We start from the raw sequence: 23965 nt of genomic DNA, 5'->3' as shown, positions 1-23965 counted from the left end.
GCCACCGTCTATCCTCACAACCCTGGTAATCGAAAACCACAAAGGCGCGATCTTCGCGCCACTCTTGAGGAGACAGGCATGGCTATCACAAAGAAAGCATCGGCTCATTGGGAAGGTGATCTGAAAACCGGCTTAGGCTCGATATCCACCGAAACCGGCGTACTCAGAGACGCGCCCTACGGCTTCAAGGCACGCTTCGAAGGGGGCAAGGGCACCAACCCCGAAGAACTGATCGGCGCAGCCCACGCGGGCTGTTTCTCCATGGCATTCTCAATGATTCTGGGCGACGCCGGCCTCAAGGCCGAATCCATCGACACCAATGCCGAAGTCACCCTCGATCAGGTGGAGGGTGGTTTTGCGATCACCGCAGTAAAACTGATCCTCAAGGCGAAAATTCCCGGGGCGACTCAGGCGCAGTTCGAAGAACTCAGCAACAAGGCCAAGGAAGGCTGCCCTGTGTCTAAAGTGCTGAATGCGAAAATCAGCCTGGATGCAACTCTAGTGAGTTGATAGGTGGCTGCCATAAAAAGGATCGCAAACCACGATCTTTTTTATGGCCCGTAAGATTTGCCGGTCAAAATGTGGTCGAATAAATGACAGCAGACCGTTCGCGCTGCCTCAAATGGAGTTTGAACCATGAAACGTTTTGCCCTGGCGATTATCGGTTGCATGCTGGCCACTTCGGCTTTGGCCGCGCCGAAGCCTTGTGAAGAACTCAAGGCTGAGATTGAAGCCAAGATCCAGGCCAGCGGTGTTCCGTCTTACACGCTTGAAATCGTGAAGAATGACGAAGTGCACGATCAGAACATGGTCGTCGGCTCATGCGAAAACGGCACCAAAAAGATCATTTACCAGAAAAATGACCGCTGACTCGCTCACATCAGGCAATAAGACTCCCGATCCTCGGCAACGATCTCGCGCTTGGCGTTATACAACCGGGCACCGGGCGTGAAGGCGATCGAACGGCCTTCGAGCACATAACGCTGGCCTGCCTCAAAGTGATCGTAGTTGATGGTCAGATAGCAAAGCCGCTCCGAAGGGCCGTTCATCATGCCCAGGCCACCCCCACCGGGCACTTCGAAGTCAAATCTTACGACCAGCTCATGGCTGCCGGGAGTGACCTCAAAAAAGCGCCCGTCACGTAATCGCTGTTTGTCCAGACGCTCGGCCATCAGCAATTTATCGTTGGGGAAGGGCGTCGAGAACTCGACCCAGGCCATTTGCGGATTATGCGCCGGCAACGGGCTCTGGCAGCCGGTGACAACGCTTACGGCGAGCAACAGCATTAACCTGCGCATGATGAACGTCCAAAAGGATTATGCGTTCAGCATAACGCCGATCAGGTGCGTTGGCAGCCCGCCGGTGTGGCCTGCCCAATCACTTTTCGCTGCTGATCGTAGAGTTTTGCCCAAGGCCGAAAACCAATGTTTCCCGCTTGCAGCTGATAACGCTCTCCAGCATTGAATTCCTTGAATTTCAAATTAAGCTGGCAATCGCGCCGTAGCGGCTCGGCGTCAGGGCCGATGTTGGTCGGCTGCACCTCGAACTGGTACCTAACCGTCAACTCATGACTACCGGGCTGAACCTCGAAGTAGCGCTTGTCCTGGGTGGCTTTGTCATCAACCTCCAGCGCTTGCAGCGCCGTATCCTCTTGATGCGAATCAAGGTCGATCCACGCTTGCGCCGGGTCATGGCGGGGTATTCCAAATCCAGCACAGCCGGCCAGCATCAGCAGGCTTCCTGCCATTATCAACATGCGCATAGCGGAGCTCCAGTCAGGCGGGATAGTCTTGCGGGGCAGACTCTCCAGGGAAGATTTTATTTTGATCAGGCCGCCTCCAAGCCTTGGGTTACTTGATCGCGTTTTTCGCGTTTTGTTTCCGGGTGTGTTGTTTTTCTTGCTCAACGGTTGCTCCAGCATCAGCTATTACAGCCAGTTGGCCAGCGGTCAGCTGCAATTGCTGCGGGCGAGGGAGCCGGTCTCCAGTGTGATCGCCGATCCCGCCCGCGATCAGAAACTGCGTGCACATCTGACCCAATCGCAAAAAGCCCGGACCTTTGCCAGCCAGCACCTGCACCTGCCGGATAACCAGAGCTATCGACTGTATGCCGATATAGGTCGGCCCTATGTGGTGTGGAATGTCTTCGTCACCCCGGAGTTTTCCCTGACACCGGTGAACCATTGCTTCCCCATTGCCGGTTGCGTGGCCTATCGCGGCTACTACAGCCAGAGCGCGGCCCGGGGTGAGGCGGCGTTGCAGCGCCTGCAAGGCATGGACGTATCGATTGGTGGCGTCGAGGCTTATTCGACGCTTGGCTGGTTCAATGACCCGATCATGAGTTCGATGATGGGCTGGGGCGATGAGCGACTGGCCACTCTGATTTTTCATGAGCTGGCACATCAGCGCTTTTATGTGCAGGACGACACTGAGATCAACGAATCTTTTGCCACCTTCGTCGAGCAGGAGGGCACTCGCCAATGGCGCGCTTCACGCCATCTGCCACCCGACGACAATGCTCAGGCACGTCAGCGCGCCCGGTTCATCGAGTTGGTTCTTGATACCCGCATACGACTTGAAAAGCTCTACGCCATGGCGCTGCCACCGGAGCAAATGCGTCAACGCAAAGCTGCGCAGTTCGAGCGCCTGCGCAGCGAATACCGACAGTTGCGTGACAGCCAATGGGCAGGAGACAAGCGTTATGACGCCTGGATCAATGCGCCTATGAACAATGCCCGGCTACTGCCGTTTGGCCTGTATGACCAGTGGGTGCCGGCATTTGCGGCATTGTTCCGGCAGGAGCAGGGGGATTGGCTGAAGTTTTATGCGGCAGTGGCGAAGCTTGGCAAATTGCCGGCGGGTGAACGCAAGGCTGCGCTGCAGGCGCTGGCGAATCCCCCAAACTAGCCTCATTGCCGGCGCCACCGGCAGCAACCTCACTACTGCGGGAGTTGGCGGTTAGCCGAAGAACCAGTAACACACCCAGATCGCACCCAGCACCCCGGCCAGTTCCGCCAGCAATGCACAGCCGACCGCATGCCGCGCCCGCTGGATTCCCACTGCGCCAAAATACACCGCCAACACATAGAAGGTCGTTTCAGTACTGCCCTGAACCGTTGCCGCAACCAGCGCCGGGAAGCTGTCCACACCGGACGTCTTCATGGTTTCAATCAGCATCGCCCGGGCGGCGCTGCCTGAAAAGGGTTTGACCATAGCCGTCGGCAACGCATCGACGAAGCGCGTATCCCAACCGGCCCACTCCACCAGGTGGCGAATCCCGTCCAGACCGAAGTCCAGTGCCCCGGACGCACGCAGCACACCCACCGCACAAAGCATCGCCACCAGATAGGGCAGCAGGTTCTTCGCCACGTCGAAGCCTTCTTTGGCGCCTTCGACGAAGGCCTCGTAAACCTTCACCTTGCGCAGCGCGCCGATCAGCAAAAACAGCATGATCAAGCCAAACAGCGTCAGGTTGCCGAGGATTGAGGACAGGCCGGCCAGGGCAGTTGCCGATAGGGTCGCCAGTAACGCCATGAAGCCGCCGAGGACGAGGGCGCCTGGAATCAGATAAGCCAGCACCACCGGGTCCCAGATGCGCAGACGTTGCATGAACGCCACCGACAAGAAGCCGACGATGGTCGAGCAACTGGTGGCCAGCAGAATCGGCAGGAACACCAGCGTCGGATCCGGCGCGCCTTGCTGGGCGCGGTACATGAAAATGGTCACCGGCAGCAGGGTCAGGGAAGACGCGTTGAGCACCAGGAACAGAATCTGCGCGTTACTGGCGATGGTGGCGCTGGGGTTCAGCTCCTGCAGGGCTTTCATCGCCTTGAGGCCGATCGGTGTGGCGGCATTGTCCAGCCCCAGGCCGTTGGCGGCGAAGTTCAGGGTGATCAAGCCGATCGCCGGGTGACCGGGCGGAACTTCCGGCATCAGGCGTAAAAACAGCGGCCCCAACGCCTTGGCCAGCCACTCGACAATTCCGGCTTTCTCGGCGATACGCAGAAACCCGAGCCAGAGGGTAAGGGTGCCGAACAGCAGCACCATAACTTCGACCGACAGCTTGGCCATGGCGAAAATGCTTTCGACCATAGCGGCGAAAATCCCGGCGTTACCACCCACCAGCCACTGCGCCAGCGCCGAAACGGCGGCCACGATGAAGAAGCCAAGCCACAGGCCATTAAGCATCAGTCAAATCCCCCAAAAGATGGGCGAATGATAGCGGGGTGGCCAGAAACGACAAACCCCGGATTTCTCCGGGGTTTGTTTGTAACGGCTGGCTCGGGTCACTGTAGGAGCGAGCCTGCTCGCGATGACGTACTCACAGGCAACATTGATATCGACTGATCTACCGCTATCGCGAGCAGGCTCGCTCCCCCAGGAAAGCCAAGTTCCACAGGGCTGTGCATTAGCTGCTGGTAGTCTCACCAGCTGGCAGCTTCTCTTTGCTGCGCCAGTGCGGCAGGGAGTTCCAGTAGCGCTGGCCCTTGGCATCGTCGTACATGCCTTCCCAACGGGCGATAACCAGCACGGCCAGGGCGTTGCCGATCACGTTCAGCGCGGTACGGGCCATGTCCATGATGCGGTCGACACCGGCAATGAACGCCAGGCCTTCCAATGGAATGCCGACACTGCCAAGCGTCGCCAGCAGCACCACGAAGGACACACCCGGAACGCCGGCGATGCCTTTGGAGGTGACCATCAGGGTCAGTACCAGCAGCAATTGCTGGCCGACCGACAGGTCGATGCCATACAGCTGGGCAATGAAGATCGCCGCGATGCTTTGGTACAGGGTCGAACCGTCTAGGTTGAACGAGTAACCGGTCGGCACGACAAAGCTGCAGATGGCCTTCGGTGCACCGTAGGCTTCCATCTTCTCGATCACCCGTGGCAGCACGGTTTCGGAGCTGGCGGTGGAGTAAGCCAGCACCAGCTCATCCTTGAAGATGCGCATCAGCTTGATCACCGAGAAGCCGAACAGGCGAGCGATCAAGCCCAGCACTACGAAAGCGAAGAAGGCGATGGCGACATAAACCAGGATCACCAATTTGGCCAGCGGCAGCAGGGAAGCGAAACCGAAGTTGGCCACGGTCACCGCGATCAGTGCGAAAACGCCGATCGGAGCGTAGTTCATGATCATGTGAGTGACCTTGAACATGCTTTCCGACACGCCCTGGAACATCTTCACCAGCGGCTCGCGCAGATCCGACTGCAGGCTCGACAGACCGAGACCGAACAACACGGAGAAGAAGATGATCGGCAGCATTTCACCCCGAACCATGGCCGCGAAGATGTTCGACGGAATCAGGTTGAGGATGGTCTGGATGAACGCATGTTCATGCTGGACTTCGGCAGCTGTAGCCTGGTACTTGGAGATGTCCACAGTACCCAGGGTGCTCATGTCGATGCCGGCACCTGGGTGGAACAGGTTAGCCAGAAGCAGACCCACCACGATGGCGATAGTGGTGACGATCTCGAAGTAAATGATGGTCTTGAGGCCGATGCGCCCCAATTTCTTGGCGTCGCCAACACCCGCGATGCCGACAATCAGAGAAGAGATCACGATTGGAATCACGATCATCTTGATCAGACGGATAAAGATATCGCCCGCTGGTTGCAGCACGTTGCTGATCCACCAGGCTTTTTCGGCACTGAAATGGTTGAGCAGCGCACCGATTGCAATCCCCAATACCAGACCGATGAGGATCTGCCAGGCGAGGCTAAGCTTTGCCTTCTTCATATCTTTACCCTTACTTGCGTTTGACTCAGGGAGATGCGCGAACTGGAACGCTTGTGGCGCAAAAGTCTGTGCATCTGCCCCCGTATAAGGTGCCCCCGGAACGCGTATTTACGGCTCTCTGGCAGGCGAAAAAAGGCGCAACTATTCCGATGCAAGGAAGCGACGTCTAATGCCGTAAACGCCTACCCTATGCCGAATCGGCATGAGGTTTTATTTGCGAAACGCGCGTCCCAACCGGTTCGAATGCGACATTTCGGCAGGCATAAGTGCCGTGAGCCGGCCATCACAGAGGAGGTTGGTTTTTTTTTGAACAGCTCAAGAAAGAGGGATTTTCTACAAAAACAGGAGTCAGGCTGGGCGCAGTTGCGGTTAAAAAAGGGAGATTTTTCGCGATATACGGTCGCGGACTCGATACCGGAGGAGAGATTTTAGAGGGCACTTGCGGGATGTAGGACGAAAAAGGGTAACTATTTGAGTCGCGCTGTCGCGGGTCAAGCCCTTCGCAAGTCCGTCGAGCCATGGGGTCGGCGAACCTGCGACGCAGCTTTTTCCTGACCTGGCCCTTGCGCAGGTACTCCCTGTACCCGTAGGTCACTCCGCCCCTGCAACAGGCAAAGCATCCCGACCCCTTGGTCATGCACCTGCCTTCCTCAGGTGGTGCAGGCGCAAAGAAGCGGTGAGGCCTCCTTCGTGTACGGACTCAATACCACTTCGGGTCTTTTTTCAGTTGCTCCATCAACAGACCCTGCATGCCTTCGTCTGGCTTGCCGAGAAAACGGTAGCTGGCATGCCGCGTAGGCGATTTGTCAGCCGGCAATCCGGCAGGCACGTCTACCAGCATGGCGTAGGCGTCCTTCTTGTTGAAGCTGACAGCTACGATCAAGCGTTGGTTCAGGCACGTCGCCGACGACTCACACAGCGGCCCCACCAGATACTTGTCGCCATCCTCTTCAACGGCATTCATTTGTTCGGCGTCTCCGGTCAGGTTCAGCACCCATTCCGGCAGGCGTTCTTCTTTCTGCACGACCCCTTGCCAGGTATCGCGGTATTGCGGGTCTGAACCCAACAGCTCGTTGACCCGCGCCTGGCCGTCACTGGCCGCTATCGCCATGGCACTGCCGCCCAACAGCAGGGCGGCTGCCACTGTCTTCAAAGCACTCATGTCAACCTCGACCGCGACGGCCAAAGAAGAACGAAACAATGAACATCACCAGGAACACGACAAAGAGAATCTTGGCGATACCCGTGGCGGTGCCCGCGATACCACCGAAGCCCAATACGGCGGCGATGATGGCTATGATCAAGAATGTGATTGCCCAGCTCAACATGGTGATTCTCCTTACGCATCTATTAAGTGGTGCTGCGGTTCCCGACGCATCAATTGCGCCGGTGTAATGCCTAGAACACCCAACGCTCCTGATGGCGTACTTCACCCACAGGTAATGCCTGATCGACATCCATCATGCGCATTGGGGTGCTGTCGGGCTGATTGATCCCCACAGCGCTGAAATGTGTCTGGGTCGGATGCTGAATCGGCTGCAGTGGCGCCTCTTGCTGCTGGCTCAACTGCCAGAGCTGAAACTGCTGGCCGCCGATTAACGTGATCAACAGTGCCAAAACAGCAAACAAGCCTTGCTGAATGTGCAGAGGCGAGAGGCTCAAGCGAGCGGCACGTTGACGGTTCATCCTGGAGCTCCTCCCAATCGCGGGATTTGGTGACGGGCGTTGTTATTGAATGCCCTGGTTAACCAGACAATTGCAGCCTGCGTGCCAATTTTTTAGATGATTTAATTTCCTTATAAATCAATAACTTAATGACTTAATGAATTTCATTCCGGACGCAACCTGCACGATGGCGTCCGTACGGTCGTGCGTAATGCACGATCGCTTTGATCGCTGACGTAAAATTTATGGAATTGAGCGTGGGCGGCAGCTGTCAGAAATGGACGCAGGTGCTTGTCTGAAATCCGGATGTGCTTTAAAAGCCACGTAAAATCAGGCAGCTGACCGCTACCCATGATCAGAGCTACCCTGCCAAGGCAGTAATGGCTCAGAATCGACCATGCAACTTGCCCGACTTCTCCGGGACTAAACCAAGAACATTCTTAAAGGAGCGTAGGAAAATGGAATCCGCCACTGAGCATCAAGGCCGCATTCTTCTGGTGGACGACGAATCCGCCATCCTGCGTACTTTTCGTTATTGCCTCGAAGATGAAGGCTACAGCGTAGCCACCGCCACCAGTGCTACGCAGGCGGAGGCGTTGCTGCAACGGCAGGTCTTCGATTTGTGCTTTCTCGACCTGCGTCTGGGCGAAGACAATGGTCTGGATGTGCTGGCCCAAATGCGCGTTCAGGCACCCTGGATGCGCGTGGTAATAGTCACCGCGCATTCGGCTGTCGACACCGCCGTAGACGCCATTCAGGCTGGCGCGGCTGATTATCTGGTCAAACCGTGCAGCCCCGATCAACTGCGGCTGGCCACGGCCAAGCAGCTGGAGGTGCGACAGCTGTCTGCGCGACTGGAAGCCCTGGAAGGTGAAATTCGCAAACCCAAGGACGGCCTCGACTCTCACAGCCCTGCGATGAAAGTGGTACTCGAAACCGCACGCCAGGTCGCTACTACCGACGCCAATATTTTGATTCTCGGTGAGTCCGGCACCGGTAAGGGCGAGCTATCCCAGGCCATTCACGGCTGGAGCAAGCGCGCGAAAAAATCCTGCACAACGATCAACTGCCCCTCTCTTACCGCCGAACTCATGGAGAGCGAATTGTTCGGCCACAGCCGTGGCGCCTTCACCGGTGCCAGTGAAAGCACGCTCGGGCGAGTTAATCAGGCGGACGGCGGAACGCTGTTTCTTGACGAGATCGGTGACTTCCCGCTGATTTTGCAACCCAAGTTGCTGCGCTTCATTCAAGACAAGGAATATGAGCGAGTCGGCGACCCGGTCACCCGTCGCGCCGATGTTCGAATCCTCGCCGCCACCAACCAGAACCTTGAAGACATGGTTCGCGACGGTCGCTTCCGCGAGGACCTTCTTTATCGCCTGAACGTCATCACCCTGCACCTGCCGCCGTTGCGCGAACGCCGCGAGGATATCCTCACTCTGGCTGACCGCTTTCTGGCACGGTTCGTCAAGGAATACGCGCGCCCGGCTCGGGCCTTCAGTGATGAGGCACGGGAAGCACTGCTGAGCTATCGCTGGCCGGGTAATATCCGCGAACTGCGCAACGTGATCGAACGGGCGAGCATCATTTGTCCACAGGAGCGGGTCGAGATCAGCCACTTGGGCATGGCCGAGACACCCGCCAACAACGCACCGCGCATTGGCGCGGCACTGAGCCTGGACGAACTGGAAAAAGCCCACATCGGCGCAGTGCTTGCCACGGCCGACACCCTCGATCAAGCGGCGAAAACCCTCGGAATCGATGCCTCGACGCTGTATCGAAAACGCAAGCAGTACAATTTGTGAGCTACATCCGATGAAACTGGCGATGAAGTTGCGGACCCGGCTTTTCCTGAGTTTCTCCGCACTGATCACGGTAGCGTTGCTCGGGCTGCTGCTCGGACTGGTCAGCGTGATACAGATGGCCAGCAACCAGGAAGCGCTGCTGCGCAATAACTTCACCACCCTGGACATAGGTCTCAAGCTGCGTCAGGCCCTGGGCGATCAACTGATCATCATGCTTCGCGAGCAACCGGATTCCGCCGCCTTCGCGGCCTCGAAGCAGCATTACTTCGAGCTGCTGGAAGAAGGCATCGCCCAGGACCCTGCGCACGAGGATAGCGAATTCGGTTTCCGAAAAGCCAAGGCGGACTACCTGAGTTTCATACAGGCCTACGAAATGTCCCCCGACCCCTCGAATGCGCTCAACCGCAACGATGATCTGACCAACAAATTCAATGCGCTGCGCAACGGCCTGATCGCTGAACACAAGCGCGCACTCGCTACCATCAACGAAACGGAGCGCCTGGCCCGCGAACGCGCACTGCTGATTGCCGGCCTGTTGGGACTGGTGGGGCTGGCTGTACTGATCATCGGTTTCGTCACGGCTCACGCCATCTCCCGGCGATTTGGTGCGCCCATCGAGGCACTGGCCCAGGCTGCGGATAACATCGGACAGGGTAACTTCGATGTCACGCTGCCGATCTCGTCGGCGGTGGAGCTGAACCAGTTGACCCGGCGGTTCGGGATCATGGCCGAGGCATTGCGAGAACATCAGGCTACCAACGTCGATGAGCTGTTGGCGGGTCAGCAACGCTTGCAGTCCGTGCTCGACAGTATCGACGACGGCCTTCTGATGATCGACCGTCAGGGCCAGCTGGAACACCTTAACCCCGTGGCCCAGCGCCAATTGGGCTGGGACACCGATCGACTGGGTCAAGGACTGGGGGCCGCGCTGGGACGTCCCGAGCTCGATGAACAACTGCAACTGGTGTTGCGTGGCGGTACCCTGGAACGGGCACCGGAAGACTTGAGCATCGAAGTCGACGGCGAGTCGCGACTGCTGACATTCAGCCTGACCCCGGTCAGCCATACCCAGGGCCATATTCTCGGCGCGGTGATGGTGCTGCATGATGTAACCGAACAACGTGCCTTTGAACGGGTTCGCAGCGAGTTTGTATTGCGCGCGTCCCATGAACTGCGCACGCCAGTCACCGGCATGCACATGGCCTTTGGTCTGTTCCGCGAACGCGCGCACTTTCCCCAGGATTCCCGGGAAGCCGACCTGCTGGACACGGTGAATGAAGAAATGCAGCGTCTGATGCAACTGATCAATGACCTGCTGAACTTCTCCCGCTACCAGAATGGATTGCAGAAGCTCACCCTGGCACCCTGTTCCATCGAGGATTTGCTGGAACAGGCCCGCGCACGCTTTACCGAGGTGGCCGAGCAGAAAGAAATCGATCTATTACTCGAACTGCTGGAGCCATTGCCGCGATTGCAGGCCGATCAGCCGCAACTTGAACGAGTGCTCGACAACCTGATCGACAATGCGTTGCGCCATACGGGCCCAGGCGGGCGAATCCGACTGCACGCCCGGCGCCATGGTGACCGGGTAATCATCAGCGTCGAGGACAACGGCGAAGGTATTGCCTACGGTCAGCAAGGCCGCATCTTTGAACCGTTCGTTCAGGTCGGGCGCAAGAAGGGCGGGGCCGGACTCGGCCTGGCATTGTGCAAGGAAATCGTGCAATTGCACGGCGGACGCATGGGCGTGTATTCACGTCCGGGGCAAGGTACCCAGTTCTACATGGCGCTGACGGTGTAAAGCGATTTCACGCCTCATCCTCTACGCGTCGACCGGCCCGTCGGCGCCCCCGCGTGATCAGTTCGATAAACTGCACCGCACTCAGCGCATGGGCGAACAGCCAGCCTTGACCGAATTTCACCCCTTCGCTGCTCAGGAGTGCGGCCTGGGACTCAAGCTCGATACCTTCGGCAATCACCTTCAGGTGCAATGACTGCGCCATGTGAATGATATGGGGAGCCACACCGCTGCTGGCAGCATCATGACCCAGAGCATCGATAAACGCCTTGTCGATTTTCAGGCAATCCACCGGCAGCGTTTGCAGGTAGGCAAGACTGCAATAGCCGGTGCCAAAGTCATCGATCAGCACCTGGTGCCCGACGTCCCGCAAGGCCTGCAGGTTTTCCCGGGCCACCACCACATCAATCAAACCGCGTTCGGTCACTTCAAAAGCAATTTGCCTCGCCGCAACCCGGTGCAGGGTCAGAAGACGCGCCATTACCTGGCCGATCCGCGGCACCATCACATCACACGCGGCAAGATTCACCGAGATGTACAGTTGAGGGTTGGCGCGCAGTAACTGCCCGAGTTGCTCCAGCAGGCGCTGCAGAACGAAGTCTGTCATCTGGCGAATCTGCCCGGAATTTTCCGCCATCGGGATAAACAGATCAGGACTGGTCAGGCTACCGTCCGGCCGCCGCCAGCGCAGCAAGGCTTCGGCTCCCACGCAGTTGCGGCTGTCGAGGTCGAAGATAGGTTGGTACAGCACCTGCAATTCGCCTCGACGAATGGCACCCGTCAACTCGGCGTCCAGCGATTGCCGCTGACAGGCCAGCAGATACACCAGGAAACCCACAAAAATACCCAGCGTCAGGCTCGCCGGCACCAGCCACCACCAGACCGCTGGAATATGCAGGCCGGTGCGCGGGGTGATCAACACCAATTGATATTCCGGGTTGTCCGTGGGCATACGGTAAATCAGACGAGTCTGAGTAACTTGCAGCGCATCACGTTTTTTCGGTGGCCATGCTTCGGTCGGCGGCCAGACCTGTGAGACACCCAGGACCGGAATCGCCCGTTTGCCATGGTCGAGCACCACCAAAAGGCTGCTACCCGGCGACAGATCGACCATATCGGTCAGATGCCCGCGCGATGTTGCTACCCTGAAATTGCCCCGCCCGAGCATCAGCGCCGCGCGGTTTTCATCAGGTTCGGTGGTGGTATTGAGCCAATAGCTGTAGGTGGGGCCCTGAATATCCGGCGCGCGTATCAGCGACAGCCCTTCCTGTCGGGGCCGATTGGAACAGATCCGCGAATCGTCCATGTACGCAGCTTCGTAGACGAAGCGGTAATTGAAACTGACCTGCTGCAACGTCGCGATCATTTCATAGTCGCAGGCTCGCAGCGGCTGTGCCTCAAGATCATCGAGGCTTTCACGCAGTTGTCCGAAAAGCTGCTCCAGGCGGGCGAGGAATCGCTCGCCCTGGGCATTCATTTCCAGGCTTTCATTCTGTTCCACCTGATGCATGGCGACGAACAGGCTGCCGGTCATCAATAACGTTGCGCTCACGGCAGCAGCCAGCAGCCCCAGAAACCAGGGGCGATAGAACCAGCTACGGAAGGTTTCTCGAGCAGCAGTCATCATGGAATATCCGATGGATTACCAATGAGTTATAGCTGCTGATGGAGAAAACGCCCGAACCGTCCGGCGGGCGTCATTATTTTGTCTGGTTCAACACCAGTAACAAGGCCGCGGTTTGCGCATCCGGAGTACCGTCGAAGCGGGAAGGGCGGAAATGCATCTGGAATGCCGCGATCACATGACGCGTTGCTACATCCAGCTCACCGGTTTGCGGCGTGGCATAACCCAACCGTGCCAATTGCGCCTGAAACCAGCTGACGCTCGGCAATCGGTCGGCGAACTGCATCTGCTGACGTGCAACCGCCTGTTCATTCGGCCAGATGCCCATGCCTTCGGCAGCCAGACGCTTCCAGGGGAACAAGGGGCCCGGGTCAAGCTTGCGCAGCGGCGCGATATCGCTGTGACCGATAATATTGCGAGGGCTGATGTTGTAGCGCTTGCTGATGTCTTTGAGCAGTACGATCAAGGACTGCACCTGATCTTCGGTGTACGGATACCAAACGCGCCCCGTCGGAGTGTCGGTGAAGCCCGGATTGACGATTTCGATGCCGATGGAGCTGGAGTTCAGCCAGGTACGCCCATCCCATTCACTTTCCCCCGCGTGCCACGACCGCAGGTTTTCGTCCATCAGCTTGTAGATGGTTGCCCCCTTGTCGTCACCGATCAGGTAGTGGCTGCTGACTTCACCATGGGTCAACAACTGCAGCGAGCGCTCCAGTGAGGCACTGGTGTAGTGGACCACCACAAACTGAATGCGGCTGTCGTGATTGGCCGAAGCATGACTGGTGTCGAACCGGGGGCCACTGGCACAGCCGGCGAGAAGTATCAGCGATAGGATTAGAGCGAAATATTTCATGGCTGAAGGTGATGCACGCAAGTCAATAATGCAACAGTGTAACGTACTGCCTTGGATGCGGATGGCAATCGCCTTGAATTAAACCAAATGAAACGATTGGCGATCAGCCCGGCTCCACCCGGTTACGACCGGCATTTTTTGCACGGTACAGTGCCTGATCGGCTCTTTTAAGCACTTGATCGCTGTGCTCACCGGATCTGAATGCGGTCATTCCGCTGGAAATGGTGACGGTCACCGGTTCGCCCTTGAAATGAAACGGGCAGGCCTCTATCGCGGCGCGCAGACTTTCCAGCAACTTCAGGCCCGCCGCCGGCACGGTGGACGGCATCAGCAGTACAAACTCCTCTCCGCCGAACCGGGCAATGAAATCTGTTCTGCGCAGGCGCTTGCGCAACACACTGGCGATAATTTTCAACACTTTGTCGCCGGCCAGGTGCCCATAGTTGTCGTTGATGCGTTTGAAATGATCGAGGTCGAGCATGGCCAGCAGCAGCGTATCGCCTTGTTGCTGCCATTGGCTGATTTCATGATCCAGTCGCTCACTCCAGGCGGCCCGGTTGGGCAAGCCGGTCAAGGGGTCCACCAAGGCCTTCTGGCGCTGTTCTTCAAGGTGCTCGCGGTAACCCTGTGCCTCCTGCTCCATGTGAGCGACACGCTCCGCCAGGCCGTGCAGACGCGCCGCAACTTCCTGCTCGCGCTCGTCACGCTGCTTCTGATGTTGGTCCATGGTTCCAAGCAGGCCTTCGAGATGGTTCTCAAGCACACGCTTGAGATCGTCCAGGTCGGCTGCCTCTTGCATGCTGCTCTGCAAACCGTCGACCTGCTCGCGGATCTGCGTGTCCATCGCGCGCGCGGCCGAATGGTTCTCGGCGTGGCCGGCTGTGGCTGCCTGCAAATTGCTCTGGAACGACTCCAGGCGCTCGTTCAGCCGCTGCAGATAGGCTTCGAACTCATGTTGGCCACTGTCAGTGATGGCCAGCATCAGGGTGGCGAAATCGTCGAGTATGGGTAGTAATTCGTACCAGTTCATCCCGTTTTTCAAGCGATAACGCATCGCCTCGGCTTGCGGACGATGGCGCTCGGGTAGCGTCAGGTCGTCGAGCAGTCCCAGCAATGTTTCTTCGATGTGAAGTGCTACCGAGCTGTAGGAAGGCTCGGGGGAATCCGGGAGGGAATAATGAAAATCGGGGTCTGGATGCTCCGGATCGACGGCGGTTATCTTCTCCAGGACCGGCGCTGGCATCAGCAAGCTTGACGGGAGAACTGCCGGCGTCAATTCGTCAGGATTGATTTCCTGCTCGCGAACAGTGGGCGCGTCGATACTGGAGGCCTGCAACCCGGTGGCCTCGGCCACCGCCAAAGCGGCCATTGCCGACTCAACGCGCGCAGGTGGTGGAGCGACATGGTCCACTGCTGCGTCGGTTAGCGCGCCAGCCGCAGTTGCAACGGTTTGTGGGGCCTTGGCCGCGACCGTTTCGGTGGCTTCCTCCAATTGCTGGTGGCCGAACAACCGTTGCAATAAACCAGGCCGACCGGGTTCTGTCGGGGTTTCCAGTTGACTCAAGGCCTTGCCCTGCAAGCCGCTCAGCTCACTTAACAGTAACGGGATCTCGCGCGCGTGGCCGACCCTGGCGCCCAGTTGTTTGGCGAAACCCTTGAGCGGTCGACTCACTTCCCGTGGCAGGGGCAATTTCTGCAGCTGTGTGACCAGTGCTGTCAGGGCGGCGCTGGTCTGATTGATCCGGGTTTCGCGACGCTGCTCGGAATCGAGTACGGCTTTTTCCAGACGCGGGATAAGGGCGGCAAGACCGGCGTCCATGTCATCGGTGCGCACGACTTCACGCATTTCCTTCATGCATAGATCAACGGCACGATCGGTACCCTCCGCCGCCAGGGTGCTGCGCACCAGGCCACGACGCAACAAGTCGAGCCGTGCGTCCCATCGACGCTCGAGCTTTTCCTGTTGTTCAATGCTTTTGAGGTATTTCTCTTTCCAGCGCTGTGCGTCGTCACTCATTCATCGGATCCGCGAAGGGCAGGGCTCAACGCGGGCAATGCATCGGCCGTGAGTGAACCCGGCAGACGAATCTCTACCGCGACCGGCAGGTGATCGGAAATGGGCTGGGCCAGCACCTCGACCTTCTCCAGGGTCAGGCTCGGGCTCAACAGGATATGGTCAAGGCATCGCTGGGGCCGCCAGCTTGGGAACGTCGCTTCCAGTTGCGGGGCGAGCAGTCCAAGGTCGCGTAGAGGTGAATGTTGCAGCAGATCGCTGGCGTGGGTGTTCATGTCGCCCATGAGCACCTGATGCTTGTAGCCGCCAATCAACTCGCGGATGTACGCCAGTTGCAGGCTGCGGGCACGGGCTCCGAGCGCAAGGTGCATCATGACTACCACCAGCGCTTCAGGGCCCTCGCCAAAGCGCACCAGAATGGCCCCGCGACCTTTTGGACCGGGCAACGGATGGTCCTCGATCGCCCAGGGGCGCAGACGGCTGAGCACGCCATTGCTGTGCTGGCCAAGACGGCCGAGATTGCGATTGAGCTGCTGATACCAGTAAGGAAAGGCCCCGAGCTGAGCCAGGTGCTCGACTTGATTGACGTAGCCGGAACGCAGGCTGCCGCCGTCGGCTTCCTGCAAGGCAACCAGGTCGAAGTCGCCCAGCAGACTGCCGATTTTCTGCAAGTTGTCGGAACGCCCGGTGTGCGGCAGCAGATGCTGCCAGCCCCGGGTCAGGTAATGCCGATACCGCTCTGTGCTGATGCCTACCTGAATATTGAAGCTGAGCAGGCGCAGCCGGCTATCAGCCGGCAAACCTGTCGACTCCAGGTGATGCTCGTTGACCCGCGGATCATGCAGGCCTACAACGCGTTCAGTGCCCCAGCGGCGCATGGCAGCAGTTCGCTTAGTTAGCAGCAGCCTTGGCAGCCGCTCGCTCTTTGTCGATCAGTTTATCGGCCAGTTGCAGAGCTTGTTCGGCGCCCCCGGCAGAACCCACGTCAAAGCGGTACTTGCCGTTGACGATCAAGGTTGGCACACCAGTGATTTCGTACTTTTTGGCAAGGTCAGTGGCCTTGACGATCTGGCCCTTGATGGCGAAAGAGTCAAAGGTCGCCAGGAACTTTTCCTTGTCGACGCCCTGGGTAGCCAGGAAGTCTGCCATGTCATTTTTGTCGGTCAGCTTTTTGTGTTCTTTCTGGATCGCTTCGAATACCGCAGTGTGAACCTTGTGCTCAACGCCCATGGCCTCCAGGGTCAGGAACATCTGGCCGTGCGCGTTCCACGGACCGCCGAACATGGCCGGAATACGCACGAAGTTCACGTCCGAAGGCAGTTTCTCGACCCATGGGTTGATCACCGGCTCAAAGGAGTAGCAGTGCGGGCAACCGTACCAGAACAGCTCTACCACCTCGATCTTGCCAGGTACTGCCACCGGAACCGGATTGCTCAGTTCGACATAAGGTGCAGCGGGGGTTTCAGCGGCCTGGGCAGTCATGCCGAACAGGCTGGCAGCGACAAATGCGGCGCTGATGATCAGATTACGCATGCTTTACTCCTGGACAAATTTTATGGCCTCGCGCGGCCTGTTTTCAGACAGGCCGGGGCGGGCTGAGTTCTGTAGTGTAACGGTAGCGGCCACAAAAAAGGGCGGCCAAAGCCACCCTTTTTATACTTGCTGTGACGGATTAATCGAGCGTTAACGTTGCAAGAAATATCCGCCCCGTTCAACGCCCGATCCGCCGGCCTCAGTGCAGGCCTTGAATGTAGCTCGATACCGCCGCGATATCTTCGTCGCTCAGTCGCTTGGCGATGGTCTGCATGGTTTTGGCGTCACCATCGTTGGTGCGACCACCTTCTTCCTTGCGGAAGTCGGTCAGCTGCTTGGCGATGTATTGAGCGTGCTGGCCACCCAAATGCGGGAAGCCGGCGGCAGCGTTACCCGCGCCATTAGGCGAGTGGCAGCCGGTGCAGGCTGGCAGGCCCTTGGCCAGGTCACCACCACGGAACAGGGCTTCACCGCGAGACACCACTTTCGGATCGGCTGCACCGACGCTGCCATTCTGGCTGGCGAAGTAGGCGGAGATATCCGCCAGGTCCTGATCGCTCAGGTTGGTCAGCAGGCCGGTCATTTCCAGAACGGTGCGCTTGCCCGACTTGATGTCGTGCAATTGCTTGGTCAGGTAGCGTTCACCCTGACCCGCCAGCTTCGGAAAGTTTGGCGCCATGCTGTTGCCATCCGGGCCGTGGCAGGCGCCACATACGGCGGCTTTTGCCTGGCCGGCGGCTTTGTCACCAGGTTTTACTGGCTCACCTGCAGCATGGGCCATGCCGGAGATGCCCACGGTCAACAGCAGACTCACGATCAATTTCTTCATCAGCTAATCCAACTACGGCTAAGGGTTAAGAGTTATGGGCCGGGCTTACTCGCTCATCCAGTGGATGATGGCTTGGTAATCCTCGGCACTGCAGTCCATGCACAAACCACGCGGCGGCATCGCCTTGAAACCCTGGGTCACGTGTTGCACCAGCGTCTCCATACCTTTCGCCAACCTCGGCGTCCAAGCTTCCTGATCGCCTTTTTTCGGCGCCATGGGTAGTTGGCCGGAATGACAGGCTCCACAAACACGGTTGTACACAGCTTCCGGATCCTGTGTAGCCTGAGCGCTGTAAAGCGGCATCAAGACACCGGCAGCTAGCAGCCATTTCGTCATAAAACGACCTTTTCAGGGTAGAGAGCGTGCTGCGTTCTGGTGCGCAATCAAGGTCTGTCGCTCTCGTGAACTTCATCCTACGCTGGGACAAAGCGCACACAAAATCTGCGGCATTATATACTGGCGTCACTGAAACGGAAGCGACACCGCTTGCCGCACCTATTCCTGGCGCCGCCCACATCGGAAATCCCATGCAACTCAAGAATCCCATCCTCGGTCTGTGCCAACAGTCCACCTTCATGCTCAGCGCCGCCAAAGTCGACCAATGTCCGGATGACGAGGGCTTTGAAGTCGCCTTCGCCGGGCGTTCCAACGCTGGCAAGTCGAGTGCCTTGAACACCCTGACCCACGCCAGCCTGGCGCGAACCTCGAAAACCCCGGGGCGCACGCAACTGTTGAATTTCTTCAAGCTAGACGATGAACGCCGTCTGGTCGACCTTCCGGGCTACGGTTATGCAAAAGTTCCGATTCCGCTCAAGCAACATTGGCAGCGTCACCTCGAAGCTTATCTGGGTGGCCGCGAGAGTTTGAAGGGTCTGATTCTGATGATGGACATCCGTCATCCAATGACCGACTTCGACCTGCTGATGCTCGACTGGGCCGTGGCCGCAGGCATGCCGATGCACATTCTGCTGACCAAAGCGGACAAACTGACCTACGGCGCAGCCAAGAATACGCTGCTCAAGGTTCAGTCCGAGATCCGCAAGGGCTGGGGCGACAGCGTGACGATTCAGCTGTTTTCGGCGCCCAAACGCCTGGGCCTGGAAGATGCCTACACGGTATTGGCGGGCTGGATGGAACTGGCGGACAAGGGTGCCGAGGTAGAGCCTCAGTAAGCTGCAAAAACTGCCTGAGATGCGCTCGGGCAGTTTTCTGCGGGCAAAAAAAACCCCGGACTTCATATGGGGAGGGAGAAGTTCCGGGGTTCAAGCTCTAGACCGTTAGGGCGGGGTCCAGATATCTGCCAACACTTAACACAACATAGGAGCATTGAAGGGCTTCACCAGCCATTCAGTAAATCTGACTGGTGAATTGCCAGATTAGTTCAGATTTTTTTCCAATGGGTTTGGAATAACCTGAAAAACGATCGGGACTAAATGCTCCAAACCCCGCTGCCGCGGCACTATGCCGCAGCCAAAACGATGCTGATATGCCCCCTGCAGGAGCGTAATGCTGTTCACTTAAGCGGGGCAATACACCTTGTGGCGAGGGGGCTTGCCGGAACGCCGCATCGCCCCGTTGGGCCGCGAAGCGGCCCCAAAACCTGCCACCGAGGCGTACCAGATACACCGTGTGCAATGGTTTTACGACTGCTTCGCAGCCGAACGGGGCGATGCGGCGTTCCGACAAGCCCCCTCGCCACATGTGTGTGCCCAGCTTAAGTGAACAGCATTCCCCTGTAGGAGCGAGCCTCCGGGCGGCGTTCCGACGAAAGGCGTTTACGATAACGCGGGGCCTCTGACTTCCATCGGCGCTCTCGGGTTCTTCGCGAGCGTGCTCGCTCCTACAGGGGGGCAACAGGTTTAGTGAGCCTCGTCCCAGTTGTTGCCGACGCCCACTTCCACCAGCAGCGGAACATCCAGCTTCACCGCTTCGCTCATGTGCAGGCGAATTTCTTCCCGAACCTGATCGACCAGATCTTCACGGACTTCAAGCACCAGTTCGTCGTGCACCTGGAGGATGACTTTGGCATCGAGGCCTGAGGTTGTCAGCCAGTTATCCACCGCAACCATGGCTTTCTTGATGATGTCGGCGGCAGTGCCCTGCATCGGCGCGTTGATCGCCGTACGTTCGGCACCTTTGCGCAGGGCCGGGTTTTTCGCGTTGATCTCGGGCAGGTACAGGCGACGGCCGAAGATGGTTTCTACAAAGCCTTGCTCGGCCGCCTGAGTCCGCGTGCGCTCCATATACGCCAGAACGCCCGGGTAGCGGGCGAAGTAGCGGTCAATGTAGGCCTGGGACTGCTTGCGGTCGACACCAATCTGCTTGGCCAGGCCGAATGCGCTCATGCCGTAGATCAAACCGAAGTTGATCGCCTTGGCGCTGCGGCGCTGGTCGGTAGTGACATCAGCCAGCTCGACGCCGAAGACTTCGGCAGCGGTGGCCTTGTGCACGTCCAGGTCGTTGCGGAAGGCGTGCAGCAAACCCTCGTCCTTGGCCAGATGCGCCATGATCCGCAGTTCAATTTGCGAGTAATCCGCCGCCAGTAGCTTGTAGCCCTTGGGCGCGACGAACGCCTGACGGATCCGGCGGCCTTCGGCGGTGCGGATCGGAATGTTCTGCAGGTTCGGATCGCTGGACGACAGGCGCCCGGTCGCTGCCACGGCCTGGTGATACGAAGTGTGGATGCGCCCGGTTCGCGGGTTGATCTGCTCCGGCAAACGATCGGTGTAGGTGCTTTTCAACTTGCTCATCGAGCGGTACTGCATCAGCACCTTGGGCAGCGGAAAGTCCTGCTCGGCCAGCTCCGCCAGCACGGCTTCGGCAGTGGAGGCCTGGCCCTTGGCGGTTTTGCTGAGGATCGGCATGCCGAGCTTTTCGTACAGGATCACACCCAATTGCTTCGGTGAACCGAGGTTGAACTCCTCGCCGGCAATGGCGAACGCCTCACGCTCCAGTGCGACCAACTTGTCGCCCAGCTCAACGCTTTGAATGCCCAGCAGGTTGGCGTCGACCAGCGCACCCTGGCGTTCGATGCGCGCCAGCACCGGCACCAGCGGCATTTCGATTTCGTTCAATACCTTGCTCAGGCTCGGGATGGCGTTGAGCTTCTCCTGCAGGGTCTGATGCAGACGCAGCGTTACATCAGCGTCTTCGGCAGCGTAGGGTCCGGCCAGTTCCAGAGAGATCTGGTCGAAGGTCAACTGCTTGGCGCCTTTACCGGCGATGTCCTGAAAGCTGGTGGTGGTGTGATTCAGGTACTTGAGCGCCAGGCTGTCCATGTCATGGCGGGTCGCCGTGGAATCCAGCACATAGGATTCAAGCATGGTGTCGAAGGCGATGCCTTGCACCGTGATCCCGCAGCTCTGGTCGCCACCAATGGCGCAGTTGGCCAGGATGTTCATGTCGAACTTGGCGTGCTGGCCGACCTTTAGCTTGTTCGGGTCTTCCAGGATCGGTTTGAGTGCACGCAGCACAGTGTCGCGATCCAGCTGCTCCGGCACGCCCATGTAGGAATGGGTCAACGGGATGTAGGCCGCTTCATTGGCCTGTACCGCAAAGGACAGCCCGACCAGTTGCGCCTGCTGTGCGTCGATGCCGGTGGTCTCGGTATCGAAGGCAAACAACTTGGCGTCGTTGAGTTTCTTCAGCCACAGGTCGAAATCCGCCTGGGTCAGGATGGTGCTGTATTTGAGCTCGGTCTCGGCGACTGTTTCTTCGACCACGGGTGCAATGACCTCCTGGCCGGAGCGCTTGGCATCGCGCTGGTTCTCGTCGAACCAGCTCTTGAACTCCAGCAGGGTATACAGCTCGGCCAGCTTGTCGTGGTCTGGCTTGCCCATTTGCAGGTCGTCGAGGCCGACTTCCAGCGGCACGTCGACCTTGATGGTCGCCAGCTGATAGGAGAGAAACGCCATCTCTCTGTGCTCTTCGAGCTTGGCCGGCAGGGTCTTGGCACCACGAATAGGCAGGGTCGGCACGATGTCGAGCTGCGCGTAAAGCTCGGTCAGACCGCCGTTCACGCCAACCAGCAGGCCGGAAGCGGTTTTCGGGCCGATACCCGGAACGCCCGGAATGTTGTCGGAAGAGTCGCCCATGAGTGCCAGATAATCGATGATCTGCTCGGGAGCGACGCCGAATTTCTCCTTCACGCCCTCTACGTCCATGCTGCTACCGGTCATGGTATTGACCAAAGTAATGTGGCGATCGACCAGTTGCGCCATGTCCTTGTCGCCGGTGGAGATGATTACAGGGCGATCGGCCGCGGCGCTGCTGCGGGCCAGGGTGCCGATCACGTCATCAGCCTCCACGCCTTCGACGCACAGCAGCGGGAAACCCAAGGCGATCACGCTCTGGTGCAACGGCTCGATCTGCACACGCATGTCGTCCGGCATGCTCGGGCGGTTGGCTTTGTATTCGGCGAACATCTCGTCGCGGAAAGTCCCGCCCTTGGCGTCGAACACCACGGCGAACGGACTGTCCGGGTACTGCTTGCGCAGACTCTTGAGCATGTTCAGTACGCCCTTGACCGCACCGGTCGGCAGGCCTTTGGAGGTGGTCAGCGGTGGCAGCGCGTGAAAGGCGCGGTACAGGTAAGACGAACCGTCCACCAGGACGAGGGGGGCTTGGCTCATGAGCAGGATCAACCTTTTCGGCGGGTCCGGCGCTAGAATAGCGGGACCGTTGACGACAAAGGGACAAGGTTATCATGCGTACACTAAATCGCTTCCTGCTGGTCAGTTTGATTGCGGTTGCACCATTGGCTGCGATCGCGGCGGATGACGCGCCGTCACCGGAGCCGGATGTAACCATTCGCACCGAAGGCGACAAAACGATCAAGGAATACCGCCAGAATGGCTTCCTGTATGCCATTCAGGTCACACCGAAGGGCGGCAAGCCGTACTTTCTGGTGCGCGCCGATGGATCGGACGGTAACTTCATCCGCTCGGATCAGCCGGATATGCTGATTCCGTCGTGGAAAATCTTTGAGTGGAAGTAGTTTCTTAATTTCAATTGGCGCCTGCTCAAGAGCGGCGCCCGTACTGGCAGTTAAAACATGTCTGTGTTCACCCCCCTGGCTCGGCCCGAGCTGGAAGCTTTTCTCGCCCCTTATGGCCTCGGCCGCCTGCTTGATTTCCAGGGGATTGCCGCCGGTAGCGAAAACACCAATTTCTTCATCAGCCTGGAGCAGGGCGAATTCGTCCTGACCCTGGTCGAGCGTGGCCCGGTCCAGGAAATGCCGTTCTTCATCGAACTGCTCGATGTGCTGCACGACGCCGACCTGCCGGTGCCTTATGCCTTGCGCACTACAGACGGCGTGGCCTTGCGCGAACTGGCCGGCAAGCCTGCGCTATTGCAGCCGCGCCTGGCCGGCAAGCACATCAAGCAAGCGAACGCGCAACATTGTGTCCAGGTCGGTGAACTGCTTGCTCACCTGCACCTGGCAACCCGGGCGAACATGATCAAGCGCAAGACCGATCGCGGCCTGGACTGGATGCTCGAAGAGGGCACGCAGTTCTTGTCGCATCTGGAGGCCGGGCAAAGTGATTTGCTGAAACGGGCACTGGACGAGATCGCACAGCAGAAGGAAAAAATTCTGGCACTGCCGCGAGCCAATATCCACGCAGACCTGTTCCGCGACAACGCCATGTTCGAAGGCACCCACCTGACCGGGTTGATCGACTTCTACAACGCCTGTTCAGGACCGATGCTCTACGACGTGGCAATTGCCTTGAACGACTGGTGCTCGGACGACGACGGGTTGATCGACGGGCCGCGAGCGCGTGCCTTGCTCGGCGCTTATGCGGCATTGCGCCCGTTTACCGCTGCTGAAGCCGAGTTGTGGCCGACGATGTTGCGGGTGGCTTGCGTGCGGTTCTGGTTGTCACGGCTGATCGCAGCGGAGTCTTTTGCCGGCCAGGACGTGCTGATTCACGATCCGATGGAGTTTCAGCTGCGGTTGGCGCAGCGGCAGACAGTTAACACTCCGTTGCCGTTCGCCCTCTAGATTGAAGCGAGGGGGGCTGCCTGTGGTGAGGGGCTTGCCTGTGCCAAGTTCATTTGTGCCAAAGTTCATCTGTGGCGAGGGGGCTTGCCCCCGTTGGG

At 58.5% G+C, this 23965-nt stretch carries 23 protein-coding genes; 8 read left to right on the top strand and 15 right to left on the bottom strand.

Going from position 1 to position 23965, the window contains the following annotated elements; all coding sequences use genetic code 11:
• The first annotated feature begins 78 nt into the window (after window positions 1-78).
• Both ASE98_RS05580 and ASE98_RS05575 read left to right on the top strand, forming a co-directional pair.
• Window positions 79-510, top strand: a complete 432-nt coding sequence (locus ASE98_RS05580) for an OsmC family protein (RefSeq protein WP_060540386.1) — start codon at window positions 79-81, stop codon at window positions 508-510.
• Window positions 511-636: 126 nt separating this feature from the next.
• On the top strand, window positions 637-870 hold the full coding sequence (locus ASE98_RS05575; RefSeq protein ID WP_060540385.1) for a DUF1161 domain-containing protein: 234 nt from the start codon (window positions 637-639) through the stop codon (window positions 868-870).
• Window positions 871-875: 5 nt separating this feature from the next.
• Here ASE98_RS05575 and ASE98_RS05570 read toward each other — a convergent pair whose 3' ends face one another.
• Both ASE98_RS05570 and ASE98_RS05565 read right to left on the bottom strand, forming a co-directional pair.
• Window positions 876-1298: a PA0061/PA0062 family lipoprotein gene (locus tag ASE98_RS05570; protein ID WP_060540384.1), complete on the bottom strand. Its 423-nt coding sequence runs from the start codon at window positions 1296-1298 to the stop codon at window positions 876-878.
• Between the two features lie 41 nt (window positions 1299-1339).
• Entirely contained in the window at window positions 1340-1762 is a 423-nt protein-coding gene (locus ASE98_RS05565; RefSeq protein WP_060540383.1) for a PA0061/PA0062 family lipoprotein, read from the bottom strand.
• Window positions 1763-1823: 61 nt separating this feature from the next.
• Between ASE98_RS05565 and ASE98_RS05560 the strand changes: the two genes are divergently transcribed.
• A complete protein-coding gene (locus tag ASE98_RS05560; protein ID WP_060540382.1) occupies window positions 1824-2906 on the top strand; it encodes an aminopeptidase in 1083 nt (360 codons plus the stop codon).
• Between the two features lie 51 nt (window positions 2907-2957).
• Here ASE98_RS05560 and ASE98_RS05555 read toward each other — a convergent pair whose 3' ends face one another.
• The 5 genes from ASE98_RS05555 to ASE98_RS05535 form a co-directional block, all read right to left on the bottom strand.
• The gene (locus tag ASE98_RS05555) at window positions 2958-4187 is read right to left on the bottom strand and encodes a nucleoside recognition domain-containing protein (protein WP_060540381.1); all 1230 of its coding nucleotides are present in this window, start codon (window positions 4185-4187) and stop codon (window positions 2958-2960) included.
• Between the two features lie 220 nt (window positions 4188-4407).
• Window positions 4408-5739, bottom strand: a complete 1332-nt coding sequence (gene gltP / locus ASE98_RS05550) for a glutamate/aspartate:proton symporter GltP (RefSeq protein WP_060540380.1) — start codon at window positions 5737-5739, stop codon at window positions 4408-4410.
• 700 nt (window positions 5740-6439) lie between these two features.
• Entirely contained in the window at window positions 6440-6901 is a 462-nt protein-coding gene (locus tag ASE98_RS05540; RefSeq protein ID WP_060540378.1) for an inhibitor of vertebrate lysozyme family protein, read from the bottom strand.
• 1 nt (window position 6902) lies between these two features.
• Window positions 6903-7067: a DUF1328 domain-containing protein gene (locus ASE98_RS25580; protein WP_009041538.1), complete on the bottom strand. Its 165-nt coding sequence runs from the start codon at window positions 7065-7067 to the stop codon at window positions 6903-6905.
• A 70-nt stretch (window positions 7068-7137) separates the two neighbouring features.
• The gene (locus tag ASE98_RS05535) at window positions 7138-7425 is read right to left on the bottom strand and encodes a hypothetical protein (protein ID WP_060540377.1); all 288 of its coding nucleotides are present in this window, start codon (window positions 7423-7425) and stop codon (window positions 7138-7140) included.
• 437 nt (window positions 7426-7862) lie between these two features.
• On the opposite strand from ASE98_RS05535, the gene algB reads away from it, so the two are divergent.
• Together algB and ASE98_RS05525 are read left to right on the top strand one after the other, a co-directional pair.
• Window positions 7863-9209 (top strand): sigma-54-dependent response regulator transcription factor AlgB, encoded by a 1347-nt coding sequence (gene algB / locus ASE98_RS05530; protein ID WP_060540376.1) that lies wholly within the window; start codon window positions 7863-7865, stop codon window positions 9207-9209.
• A gap of 10 nt (window positions 9210-9219) precedes the next feature.
• Complete coding sequence (locus tag ASE98_RS05525) at window positions 9220-11010, top strand: KinB sensor domain-containing domain (RefSeq protein ID WP_060540375.1); 1791 nt, start codon at window positions 9220-9222, stop codon at window positions 11008-11010.
• 7 nt (window positions 11011-11017) lie between these two features.
• Here ASE98_RS05525 and ASE98_RS05520 read toward each other — a convergent pair whose 3' ends face one another.
• From ASE98_RS05520 to ASE98_RS05490, 7 genes are all read right to left on the bottom strand, one after another.
• Window positions 11018-12631 (bottom strand): EAL domain-containing protein, encoded by a 1614-nt coding sequence (locus ASE98_RS05520; protein WP_177336948.1) that lies wholly within the window; start codon window positions 12629-12631, stop codon window positions 11018-11020.
• 76 nt (window positions 12632-12707) lie between these two features.
• A complete protein-coding gene (locus ASE98_RS05515; RefSeq protein ID WP_060540373.1) occupies window positions 12708-13487 on the bottom strand; it encodes an N-acetylmuramoyl-L-alanine amidase in 780 nt (259 codons plus the stop codon).
• Window positions 13488-13590: 103 nt separating this feature from the next.
• A complete protein-coding gene (locus tag ASE98_RS05510) occupies window positions 13591-15504 on the bottom strand; it encodes a GGDEF domain-containing protein (RefSeq protein WP_060540372.1) in 1914 nt (637 codons plus the stop codon).
• A complete protein-coding gene (locus tag ASE98_RS05505) occupies window positions 15501-16379 on the bottom strand; it encodes an endonuclease/exonuclease/phosphatase family protein (protein WP_060540371.1) in 879 nt (292 codons plus the stop codon). The genes ASE98_RS05510 and ASE98_RS05505 overlap by 4 nt, the downstream gene beginning before the upstream one ends.
• A 13-nt stretch (window positions 16380-16392) precedes the next feature.
• Entirely contained in the window at window positions 16393-17034 is a 642-nt protein-coding gene (locus ASE98_RS05500; protein WP_060540370.1) for a thiol:disulfide interchange protein DsbA/DsbL, read from the bottom strand.
• 199 nt (window positions 17035-17233) lie between these two features.
• On the bottom strand, window positions 17234-17863 hold the full coding sequence (locus ASE98_RS05495) for a c-type cytochrome (RefSeq protein ID WP_060540369.1): 630 nt from the start codon (window positions 17861-17863) through the stop codon (window positions 17234-17236).
• Window positions 17864-17908: 45 nt separating this feature from the next.
• Window positions 17909-18199: a c-type cytochrome gene (locus tag ASE98_RS05490; protein WP_060540368.1), complete on the bottom strand. Its 291-nt coding sequence runs from the start codon at window positions 18197-18199 to the stop codon at window positions 17909-17911.
• A 191-nt stretch (window positions 18200-18390) separates the two neighbouring features.
• On the opposite strand from ASE98_RS05490, the gene yihA reads away from it, so the two are divergent.
• The gene (gene yihA / locus ASE98_RS05485) at window positions 18391-19035 is read left to right on the top strand and encodes a ribosome biogenesis GTP-binding protein YihA/YsxC (protein WP_060540367.1); all 645 of its coding nucleotides are present in this window, start codon (window positions 18391-18393) and stop codon (window positions 19033-19035) included.
• Between the two features lie 687 nt (window positions 19036-19722).
• On the opposite strand, the gene polA is transcribed toward yihA, so the two are convergent.
• Entirely contained in the window at window positions 19723-22494 is a 2772-nt protein-coding gene (gene polA, locus ASE98_RS05480) for a DNA polymerase I (RefSeq protein WP_060540366.1), read from the bottom strand.
• A 74-nt stretch (window positions 22495-22568) separates the two neighbouring features.
• Between polA and ASE98_RS05475 the strand changes: the two genes are divergently transcribed.
• A complete protein-coding gene (locus tag ASE98_RS05475; protein ID WP_060540365.1) occupies window positions 22569-22859 on the top strand; it encodes a DUF2782 domain-containing protein in 291 nt (96 codons plus the stop codon).
• Between the two features lie 57 nt (window positions 22860-22916).
• Window positions 22917-23867, top strand: a complete 951-nt coding sequence (locus ASE98_RS05470; protein WP_060540364.1) for a homoserine kinase — start codon at window positions 22917-22919, stop codon at window positions 23865-23867.
• Window positions 23868-23965: the final 98 nt, after the last annotated feature.

It is taken from the genome of Pseudomonas sp. Leaf48, assembly GCF_001421885.1.
Lineage (GTDB): Bacteria > Pseudomonadota > Gammaproteobacteria > Pseudomonadales > Pseudomonadaceae > Aquipseudomonas.
This window is presented reverse-complemented; position numbering and strand designations above follow the sequence as displayed.